The sequence below is a fragment of the uncultured Algibacter sp. genome (genome assembly GCF_963976535.1).
Classification (GTDB): Bacteria; Bacteroidota; Bacteroidia; order Flavobacteriales; family Flavobacteriaceae; genus Algibacter_B.
In genome coordinates this window covers 1-10,988 of the sequence record NZ_CAXBLF010000081.1, presented here as the reverse complement: position 1 = coordinate 10,988, position 10,988 = coordinate 1, and the positions used below count along the sequence as shown (strand labels likewise).

Genomic DNA, 10,988 nt, shown 5'->3' with positions numbered 1-10,988 from the left:
TTTAATCTTTTTTTTAACACCGTACAACTCCCTTAGTTACTGTTATTTATAACATATCTTTTTATTAACATTATCGAATATTGTGGGACTTTATGCGGGATAGTGGAATGTTCGAGCCGGTTTTTGTCGCGCAAAGGCGCTAAGGCGCGAAGCTGCATGACGAATAGTTCTGTTATTTAAAGTTTGTGATGTTATTCAGAGCTATATTATAAATGTAATTGTGTCTTATATATAGTGTCTGGACGGAAACACAGCAAAATTAAATTTGTTTCTTTTTGCGCCCTTTCAGTTTATTTTTAATCGCTTGATACTAAGGCATCAACTCATAAAAACTAAACAAAAATGACATCAAAAATAATTCAAATTATAAAAATCGTCTGTTTCCGTCCAGACACTATATATGTAAAACTTAAAAAAAAGTTCTTATTCATTTTGCCTTGATACTAAACCCTTCGACACCGCTCAGAATAAACCAAGTCAAAAAATCAAGATCAAGCCAAGGGATTTTATTCTTGCCTTATTCCATTTATCTACAAGGGGAGATTTTGTGAGTCCTTTATAATGCTACAAACACAAAAAACACCACTAAAGTCCCCTCAAGGGGACAAATACAACGGCAAATTAAAACAGGTATAATGGCTTATTAGACTGGTTTTGGCAAAAAGGTGCGTTAGGGATTGAAGTGGATAGCCCACAGCCCGACGTAGGAGGTGCGAGGACTTGGAACGGAAAGCCCGACCCATTTGGGGAACGCCCGAAAAAAGAAACTTAGTATTATAGAAAGAAGTTCCAAACTACACCAAAGCGTATTGCAAAATCTCGATAAGGATAGGTTGGTGCGGAATAATAGTTATAGCCCGTGAATGATGAGTTGAAATGTTCTGCCTTGAGATAAATGCGGGTTTGACGGATTTTTGCATTTAAAAAGAAATCTAAGCGTGGAAAATTTCCATATTCTCTATTATTTTGAACATAGAATTCTGCCAACAATGGGTTGTAGGCATCCATATAATATTTGGTGAAGTAATTTAGGGTTACTCCTGTTTGTAAAAACAACGCTTTTTTGAATAAATGGCTTGAAAAGTAAAAGGTGTTTCGTGTATTGATTTCTGGAACGTTTAAAACATTGTTTTCGTCTTGTACGTTTTGATACATTACTGTATTGTTTATTGCAAACTTGCCTAGCTTTATTTCGTTTTCTAGCTTTACTCTTAAATAGGTTATAGATTTATCGTTTTGAAATGGGCTTACTTGCAGTGTGGTTTCGTCTTTTTTGAAATAGACATAATCATTTATTGTAGAATAGTCTACTGTGATATTTGCTAGCTCTTTATACTTTAATTTGAAGCCTATTTGTTGGGTTTCGATATTATTAAAATTGTTTTGCCAATTGTAGTTTATATAGTCACTTTGATAGAGCAATGCATTGTAGTTTGGCACTTTTGAACTGTGATTTATGGATGCAGATGCAGCAATATCGTCGTTTAAATTAAAGACCGCATTTGCTTTTAAATAGTTACCATCAAAATCTCCTGATATATTTGCACCTAATTCGCCCTTAAGGCGAAAGCCTTTATATCGTTTACTATACTTACCTCCTACCGCAAAAACATTACCTTTTAATCGGTTAACGATAGTGTTTCCGTTTAGAACAACAAGTTTATTATAGCCGTAATTATAATTCGTATTATTAACGTTGAATTGAATATTACCTAATACATTATTATAATAGTCTAGCTGTAATTCGTTATAAAAATTTTCTAGAGTGGCTTTATCGAATAAGTTACTAGTTTTAAAAGCATCTCCAAAAATTGTTGTATTAGCTGATGACTGGTTATACTGATAGTATTTATCTTCAAAAGACATTAAGTGCCTTACGCTAAGTCTGCTTTTGGAAGTAGAATCATTTAAAGTTTGTGGAAGATATTTCTCGACTACCTTATTAAAAATGTTATAATTTTGATCTAGATAGAAACGTTTTCCGAGTAATATATTTTCGGCATTTTCAATATTAACATCTAGAATAGGGCGTTCTAGAAATTCTTGTGCTCCTGTTTCGAAATTCACTACACTTTCATCTTTAAGTCCACCGTTTTCTTCATTAAACAAGTCTTGTGTTACAACATGTCCTCTAGCTTGGTAACGTTTATTTTTAGATGTGTAATTTGATGTAAATCTGAAATTACCGGTACTTGTTATTGCACTTTGGTAATTCCCTATGGAACGCATCCCCTTATACGCTATAGAAAAATTAAATTGTGGTGATGTATTTACACTAAAAAAAGTGTCGGCTAACTGGCCTTGCTGAAAAGCTGTTCTATAAAACAACTCGGTTAAAGGTGTAGGAACACGATAATAATTTATATCCTGAGCTTCCATGTAATTAAAATGTCTAGCTCTTGCACCAAACTTAGGCATGGAACTGGTGTTTTCAAAATTATACGTTAAGCTATTATATGTTTGCCCAAGATTTGAAAATGGCATAAGCCCGAAATTGTCTTTTCTTAGGTAATTGAATTTGTATTCTTTTTGAATTGTTAAAGACGTATCAAGATATGTTGTATCTCTTTCGTGAGAGATAATCAAATAATCTTCAATCTTTGCATCTAGATTTTTAATATTCTTAATACTTTTAGATTCTTGAGATTGATTCTGTAATGAATCTTGAACACCAAAAGAGTTTCTATCATTTGCAAAAGACCTTTTTCTTGGTTCTATTTGACCAGATACCATATTGACAATAAGAACAATGAAAGACGTTAAACAGATTTTAAATATCTGATTATTTATATTTCTGTTTTTAATTTTTTGGCTCACTTTCATATTAAAGCTACTGGTAAATTGGGAAATTTAAGCTATTCTGTTTATCAATTGTTTTTCCGAGGCAAAAGTAATTATTTGAACGTAAAGTGCTAGTAAATATTTTAAATAAAGAAAGCCAGCTAAAAACGCTGGCTTTCTATTTAATGATAATCACCTGTAAAAAAGATGAAAATTAAAATTCTATTTGAGTTAGTCAATACCAAACATCTTAATATTATTTTTAAAATGCAATCATTTTTATTCAAAAAAATATTGAACATTAAATATATTTCCCAAATACTAATAGGCAAATTATATATTTGTTTAAATTTTGATTTATGCTTTTACTAAACCATACAAATCACATTTTAGAATGCGGAACAGATGAGGCTGGCCGAGGCTGTTTAGCTGGACCGGTGACCGCTGCTGCAGTTATACTTCCTGAAGGTTTTGAGAATTTAATTTTAAATGACTCCAAACAAGTCAGCGAAAAGAAAAGATATATTTTAAAGCCTATTATTGAAGCACAAGCATTGAGCTTTGGAGTTGCTCATGTATTCCAGAAGGAGATAGACAACATTAATATTTTGAATGCATCTATTATGGCTATGCATCTTTCCATTAATAAATTAAACAAAACACCAGAGTTCATTATTGTTGATGGCAATAAATTTAAACCTTTTAAAAACATTCCTCATGAAACCATTATTAAAGGTGATGGTAAATATTTAAGTATTGCGGCTGCTTCTATTTTAGCAAAGACATATAGAGATTTATATATGGAGGACATTCATAAAGAGTTCCCGATGTATAATTGGAAACAAAATAAAGGTTACCCAACAAAAGAGCACAGGGCGGCTATTAAAAAATACGGTATAACAAAATACCACAGAAAATCGTTTAGATTATTACCCGATCAATTAAAGTTAGATTTGTAGAGACTGTTTTGAAATATGTTTATTATTTTTTTATGTCCCTTTTTGCGCGTTACTTCGTTAAAAATTTAAACCGTGGTAAAGGCTATGCTTGAAAATTTTATCTCATAACACATCAAAAATGACCTATAAAAATTCTAATTCCATATCTCAATACAACCTCTAAGTTTTTATATTTGTAAAAATTAATTCAATCCATGAGATTATTTTGTTTCTCCCTCCTACTTATATTTACTTTTGGTTGTTCAAAATCTAAAACAAACCGTTCTAATCTTTTAAATTTCGTTCCTAAAAACACCACCATAATTATTAAAACTTCTAATCTAGAAAGTTTAAATAGCAGCATTGACAACAGTGATTTTTTACAAAGAATTTCGAAATCAACTACATACCAGAATCTAGAAAAGAAACTAGAACCTCTATCAAACTTAAATCCATCCAATGATGTATTAATTTACTTTTCTCAAGATGAGAATGATAGTCTTCAATATGCACTTGCAACTAAGATTACTAAAAACTTATTTGTAACAGATTCATTACCAAATTATAAAGAAGAAGTGCTTTCTTATAAAAACAATTCCATTATAAAATCTACAATAAATAATAGCACTTTTTATAGCGCCATAATTGACAGTACTTTTTTTGTTTCTTCATCAAAAACTATTATGGATGATGCTTTTTATAGTTTTAATGACGATGTTGAACTTGAGAAAATATATAACACATCTGGCAATGACAAAACATTTTCGATGATATTAAAACCTAAGACTAATTTTGTGTCGTCCTTTTTTGTAGAAGATTCACTTTCACTTAACATATTTGCTGAATACGTCGCTATTGATGTTGAATTGAATCAAAACGATACCTATTTTAATGGTATTACAAAAGCTACAGATTCTACTGAAAGTCTTATAAATATTTTTAAAAACACGACTCCCCAAGTCAATCAAATTCAAAATATCACGCCATCAAATAGCGATGGATTTATGAGTTTTACATTTGATGATATTGAAATTTTAAAAACGAACTTATTAAGATTCAATAAGAAGGATTCTTTTGTAAATAGCACGACACTTTTTGATGATGTTCTTGAAGTTGGTGTTATTTATGAAGATGAAAAACGCGCCGTAGTTTTAAATTCAACTGATGTTATCGCTACTAATGATGCGCTTTTAAGTGAACAAACTATTGCAAATTCATACAGAGAAATTAATATTTATAATTTTAGCCAACCTGTTTTATTTGCCAAAACATTTATGCCGCTGATAAGTGACAATAATGCTAATGTTTATTGTGTTTTAGATAACTTTTTTGTGTTTGCTGATCAAACTGAAATGCTTCAAAACATTATTGCCAACTATCAAAATAAAACAACATTAGGCAACAAATTATATTTTAAAGATGTGAAGGAAAAACTTAGTGATGCTTCATCATTACTTCAGGTTACAAATGCTTCAACACTAAAAGCTATTTTAAATAAAAATATTGATGCGAATACGAACTTCAAACTAAACAATTACAACACTTCTGCCATTCAATTTATTTATGATAACAATTTCGCACATATTAATGGTGTTATTAAAAAGAATAAAACAAGAGCCTCTTTAAATTCGGTTTCAGAAGAATTAAATATTAAACTTGATAAAGCACTTTTAAACTCGCCGCAATTTGTTAAAAACCATATCACAAAACAGAAAGAAATTGTTGTTCAAGATGTAAATAACAACTTATATTTAATTTCTAACAAAGGAAAGATTCTTTGGAAAAAACAATTACAAGGCTCAATTTTAGGTAAAATAGAACAAATTGATATTTATAAAAACGGACGATTACAATTAGCTTTTGCAACACCAAACAAAGTTTACGTTTTAGACCGAAATGGGAAAGACGTAAAACCGTTTACTTTAAATTTTAACGATGAAATCACACAACCACTTGCTATTTTTGATTATGATAAACGGAAAAAATATCGCCTTTTAGTCACACAAGGCAAAAACGTTTTAATGTACGATGTAAAAGGAAAAGCAGTAAAGGGCTTTACTTTTAAATCGGCTAATAACAACATTATCTCTCAGCCCAAACATATTAGAATTGGCAGTAAAGATTACATCACGATAAAAACTAAAAACAAACTATATATCTTAGATAGATTAGGTAAAACAAGAGTTAAACCAAAACAATCTTTTTCTTATTCAAACCAACCCGTTTTCTTATTTAACAATACATTTACAACGACTACGGCTTCTGGTAATTTAATTTCAGTTGATGCAAAAGGAAATGTTTCTTCTAGAAACTTAAACCTTTCTGAAAATCATCATATTGAAACAACTAGTAAAACCTTAGTTGCACAAAGTGAAAACAAACTCTATATAAAAAATAAAACTACAGAGTTAGACTTTGGTGATTACTCCATCCCAAAGCTTTTCTACATTGATAACAAAATTTACGTTTCTATAACAGATTTACAATCACATAAAATTTATTTATATGATAGTCAGTCTAAATTACTTCCAAATTTCCCTGTTTATGGAAACTCGTCAATAGAACTTGACAATATTGATACAGACAGAAATTTAGAGTTTGTAACTAAAGGAGAAAATAACGCTATAATTTTGTATCAGATTAATTAGTTATTTGGTATTCTTATTGCCAAAAAAAAAGTTAATAAAATAAATAGAAATTTAACAATACATTTTTGTCGATAAAAAACTAATCTTTATCTTTAAGCCAGCTATTAATCAATTAATTACAAATGAAATTACCCAAAAATGCGATAAGCATCCTAATCTTTTGGATGGCTTTTGTATTTATCAGTCCTAACATTGAGGCACAAACCAAACAATTAAAACGCCCTAAAAGTAAAGTTGGTGTTTCTAGCGTAGACACTTTTGTATCTGAATCTTTTGATATTTATGATAAAGTTTATAAATATGATGGCTATGCAGAAGCAGGAAGTCCATTAGAAGATGAAGATATTGATGTTTTAGAAGATGCACTTGATGATTTGGAAGGGTTGAGTGAAAGCGCTCCTAACATTATAGATGATTTGGATGGCATAAGTGTTTTAAAACAGGGGAAAGCCACCTTGCAAATGAATAAGGCAAAAAAAGCGCTTAATTACAGTATTAAAACTGCTAAAAAATTATTGTTAGGTCAAAGAAAGCGTGATAAAGAAGAACAATCTGAGGGTGACCCTGAAGACCCCTCAACAAATGATGGTAATTCTAAAAACGATACTAATTCAACAAGTGAAACTGAAAACTCTGAAGAAGTAGAAGAAGATTCTAACGTTTCAGACAATTTAGAAATTTATAGCAAGTTTGATTATGTTCCAGGTGATAAATTATTATTTTTTGACGATTTCTCACAAGATTTTGTTGGAGATTTTCCAAGCAAGTGGAATACCAACGCTTCGGGCGAAGTGGTTAAAATTGGTGATAGCGGCAACTGGTTTGAACTCAAGTCTGGTTACGGCGTATATTTTATCCCCGATGTAAAAAACCTTCCTGAAGATTACACCATAGAGTTCGATATACTTACCAAAGGGATGGATAAAAAAACCTCATCAACGGCAAGATTTCATGTTATTTTAAGCGATAATAATAAATTTAATGACGGCTCCAATCATTATGCATTCGTTTCTATACCTGTTGGCCAATATGGTGCTTTTTCACTTAGAGCTAAAAACTACTTTAACGGAGGTGGCGGTGATATAAATACAGATATTAAAGCAGACATTAGAAAAGCCGTACTTAATAAACCCCACGTTTCTATTTCAGTAACTAAAAAACGTTTCAGATTATGGATAAACGAACAGAAGTATGTAGATATCCCTCGATTTATTGAAGCATTAGACCTGCTTAAATACCTCAAGTTTCACATAAACAATTTTAAAGATGGTAAAGAACACGTTTATATAAGCAATTTAAAAGTTGCCCAAGGTGGTGTTGATTTAAGACGAGAACTATTAAACAAAGGAAAAATATCTACCAATGGTATTTTATTCGATTCGGGGTCTGCAAACATTCAACCTCAATCCTTAGGAATCATTCGTCAAATTTCTCAAGTTTTAATACAAGATGAGAATATCAAACTAAATATTATTGGCCATACAGATGCTGATGGCACTGAAGATTCAAATTTACAACTCTCAAAAACCCGTGCAGCGGCCGTAAAGCATGCCTTAGTAAATATTTATAAAGTTTCTGGAGAAAGACTTCAAACTGATGGAAAAGGCGAAAGCGTTCCAATTGGTGATAATAGTACCAGCAATGGAAAAGCTCAAAACAGACGTGTAGAATTCATAAAAATATAAATGAAATGAAAACAAAAATTATAGTTTTAATCAGTGTGTTTTTTATAAGTTCTTCGTCTTTAAGCCAAAACGCTTGTAAAGCCTATTATCCATTTGAAGAAGGAGTAAAATTTGAAATTACCAACTACAATAAAAAAGGAAAAAAAGATGGTGTTGTTAATTATGAAGTTACAAGTATTGACGATAATGTGGCTACCATAAAAACAATAATCTCTGATGCCAAAGGAAAGGAAATCACAACCACTAGTTATCAAATAATTTGTGATGGTAATTCCATTTCTATTGATTTTAAATCTTTAATGAATCCAGATATGTTTAAACAATATAAAGACATGGAAATGGATATTACAGGAACTAATGTTGAGCTTCCTAATGACTTACACGTGGGACAATCACTAAAAGATGCCAATATGAATATGGCAATAAATATGGGAGGCATGAAAATGAACATAAGTGTAGATATGCTAAACAGAAAAGTAGATAAAAAAGAATCGATAACTACACCAGCAGGAACTTATGATTGTTTTGCTTTAAGCTATGACAGTGAAATGAAAATGGGTATGAAAATGAATTTCAAAATTAAAGAATGGATTTCAGAAGGTGTAGGTGTTGTTAAAAGCGAATCTTATAACAAAAATGGTAAACTCATGGGATACTCAGAGCTAACAAGTTTCAAAAAATAACGGCTTTTAACAGCCAAAAGCAAGTCCTCGAATCTTGAGCGCCAAAGTGTAATGCTTTGGTGCTCTTTTTTTGTGTAAAACCAAAGAAATTTTAAAATAACTGATTAAATCCGTTTCTGTTTCCTTTATACCTGCTTGCCGGCAGGCGGGTTTCAATATAAAATAGAACCGTAACTTAGGCTATGCTTATATTTTCTATTTCACCAAAAGAAAACATAATTCAAATTTATTATCAATCATTTTAATATTCATTTGGTATAATTTCAAGTATATTTAATAGTATTGCAGTCTTAATAACACACACATGATTTCAAGAAAAAACGCCTCTATTTCAAAATTCATTATTCATAAAGTTGGCAACAAATTTAACGACACAAAAAATGCCTTTTCAGAAAAACTTGTAGATTTTGACGAAGCCAGTTACGATTTAATGTTACCCTTTTTATTAAGGCCTTTTGGTAGCGTCGTGCAGAGTTACCGCTTTAATCATCATGCTAATATTTCTTTGAACGAAATTAACAGCTATGGCACACAATTGTTTAATGATGAAGATGGTTTCATAGAAATTTCAAAACATATTGTAACGCATTTATATGAGCAATCTAGTTCTGTACAGATAAAAACAGGCGATGTTTTAGTTGTGATGTTTGAAGGTATTGAGTTTAGAGATATGACCACCAATGCCATTGGTATTTTTAAAATTGAAAGTAAAGTGAATTTCTTTCAAACGTATTTGGAGAATAAAAGTTACGACGTTTTAGTACAGAAAGGTATCAACTCTAAAAAAATAGATAAGGGCTGTTTAATTTTAAATCAAAGTGATACTGAAGGCCATATTATTTTAAGTGTTGATAATAATAGTTACGATGCGCAATATTGGATTAATCATTTTTTGAATATAAAGTATGCTGATGATGCCAATAGCCATACACAACAGTATATTGAATTATGTAAAGACTTTTCAACAGAAATTCTAAAAACCAGTTACGGGGCACAAGAACAAAATACCTTTTTAGCCAAAACTATCGATTTCTTCAAGGAAAATGAAGTTGTAAATGTAGAACGTTTTAAGGAAGAACTATTTGAAGAAGACAAGCACAAAAGAGAATTTGATAATTATAAAAAGGAATTTGAAGGCGAGCAAAACTTAGTGATTAGAAATCAATTTGATGTTGCCGAAGCAGTTGTAACCAAAGAAAAACGAAAGATTAAAACGGATATTAAGCTAGATACCAACATACAAATAAAGTTAGATATTGATTCCCCAGACGCAGCAAGTGAATATTTAGAACGCGGTTATGACGATGAAAAGAAAATGCATTATTACAAAGTGTTTTTTAATGCAGAAAATTAATAAGAATCTTTATAAATTATACTGGTAACACACAAAAAACCCTACTATCGATTGGTCTTTTTTTGTTTTTCAGTAACTTGTGTCTTCCAAAATAAATTAGCATGTCAAAAGACAACAAATTCAATTACGAAGAAGAATTAGCAAAACTGCACACCGACTTAGTGCATCTTCAAGAATGGGTGAAAAAGCAAGGTTTAAAAGTGGTTATCGTTTTTGAAGGCAGAGATGCTTCGGGTAAAGGCGGTACGATAAAGCGATTTACAGAACCTTTAAATCCGCGTGTATGTAAAGTAGTGGCGTTGGGAGTTCCTACTGAAAGAGAAAAAACACAGTGGTATTTTCAAAGATATGCACAATACTTACCGGCTGCTGGCGAAATTATTCTTTTTGACAGAAGTTGGTACAATAGAGCTGGAGTTGAAAAAGTGATGGGTTTTTGTACGGATGATGAGTATAATGAATTTTTAAGATCTTGTCCAGAGTTCGAGCGTATGCTTGTACGATCTGGAACTATTGTTTTGAAATACTGGTTCTCAGTAAGCGATGAAGAACAAGAAAAGCGTTTTAAAAACCGAATAAGCAATCCATTAAAACGATGGAAATTTAGCCCAATGGATTTAGAATCGCGGGCTAGATGGTTAGAATACTCAAAAGCCAAAGACAATATGTTCGCACATACCGATACCAAACAAGTGCCTTGGTTTGTTGTAAATGCAGACAACAAGAAAAAAGCACGTTTAAATTGTATTAGCCATGTTTTAAGCATGATTCCTTATGAGAAAATGGATGCTAAGCCTATTGAACTTCCAGATTTACCAGACTATAAAGCCTATGTGCGCCCACCAATAAATTATCAAACTTTTGTACCTGATAAATACTAAATTTTATCTCAATTAATC

General features: G+C 31.1%; 7 protein-coding genes. 6 read left to right on the top strand and 1 reads right to left on the bottom strand.

Annotated features, from left to right (window positions below; translation table 11 throughout):
* Nucleotides 1–774: 774 nt before the first annotated feature.
* Nucleotides 775–2,823 carry a putative porin gene (locus AAC024_RS14755; protein WP_339896265.1) on the bottom strand — a complete coding sequence of 683 codons (2,049 nt, stop codon included), beginning with the start codon at nucleotides 2,821–2,823 and terminating at the stop codon, nucleotides 775–777.
* 317 nt (nucleotides 2,824–3,140) lie between these two features.
* Between AAC024_RS14755 and AAC024_RS14750 the strand changes: the two genes are divergently transcribed.
* The 6 genes from AAC024_RS14750 (at nucleotide 3,141) to ppk2 (ending at nucleotide 10,970) form a co-directional block, all read left to right on the top strand.
* A complete protein-coding gene (locus AAC024_RS14750; protein WP_339896264.1) occupies nucleotides 3,141–3,740 on the top strand; it encodes a ribonuclease HII in 600 nt (199 codons plus the stop codon).
* A gap of 194 nt (nucleotides 3,741–3,934) precedes the next feature.
* The gene (locus tag AAC024_RS14745) at nucleotides 3,935–6,367 is read left to right on the top strand and encodes a ribonuclease HII (RefSeq protein WP_339896263.1); all 2,433 of its coding nucleotides are present in this window, start codon (nucleotides 3,935–3,937) and stop codon (nucleotides 6,365–6,367) included.
* 122 nt (nucleotides 6,368–6,489) lie between these two features.
* Entirely contained in the window at nucleotides 6,490–8,052 is a 1,563-nt protein-coding gene (locus AAC024_RS14740; protein WP_339896262.1) for an OmpA family protein, read from the top strand.
* A gap of 5 nt (nucleotides 8,053–8,057) precedes the next feature.
* Nucleotides 8,058–8,735 (top strand): hypothetical protein, encoded by a 678-nt coding sequence (locus tag AAC024_RS14735; RefSeq protein ID WP_339896261.1) that lies wholly within the window; start codon nucleotides 8,058–8,060, stop codon nucleotides 8,733–8,735.
* Between the two features lie 304 nt (nucleotides 8,736–9,039).
* Nucleotides 9,040–10,089: a nucleoid-associated protein gene (locus AAC024_RS14730; RefSeq protein WP_339896260.1), complete on the top strand. Its 1,050-nt coding sequence runs from the start codon at nucleotides 9,040–9,042 to the stop codon at nucleotides 10,087–10,089.
* Nucleotides 10,090–10,190: 101 nt separating this feature from the next.
* Entirely contained in the window at nucleotides 10,191–10,970 is a 780-nt protein-coding gene (gene ppk2 / locus AAC024_RS14725) for a polyphosphate kinase 2 (RefSeq protein ID WP_339896259.1), read from the top strand.
* Nucleotides 10,971–10,988 lie beyond the last annotated feature (18 nt).

Bases quoted from the DNA above. Each gene is read 5' to 3' on its own strand.
- AAC024_RS14750 (WP_339896264.1), top strand. From the start codon at position 3,141: ATGCTTTTACTAAACCATACAAATCACATTTTAGAATGCGGAACAGAT.
- AAC024_RS14735 (WP_339896261.1), top strand. From the start codon at position 8,058: ATGAAAACAAAAATTATAGTTTTAATCAGTGTGTTTTTTATAAGTTCT.
- AAC024_RS14740 (WP_339896262.1), top strand. From the start codon at position 6,490: ATGAAATTACCCAAAAATGCGATAAGCATCCTAATCTTTTGGATGGCT.
- AAC024_RS14755 (WP_339896265.1), bottom strand. From the start codon at position 2,823: ATGAAAGTGAGCCAAAAAATTAAAAACAGAAATATAAATAATCAGATA.
- ppk2 (WP_339896259.1), top strand. From the start codon at position 10,191: ATGTCAAAAGACAACAAATTCAATTACGAAGAAGAATTAGCAAAACTG.
- AAC024_RS14745 (WP_339896263.1), top strand. From the start codon at position 3,935: ATGAGATTATTTTGTTTCTCCCTCCTACTTATATTTACTTTTGGTTGT.
- AAC024_RS14730 (WP_339896260.1), top strand. From the start codon at position 9,040: ATGATTTCAAGAAAAAACGCCTCTATTTCAAAATTCATTATTCATAAA.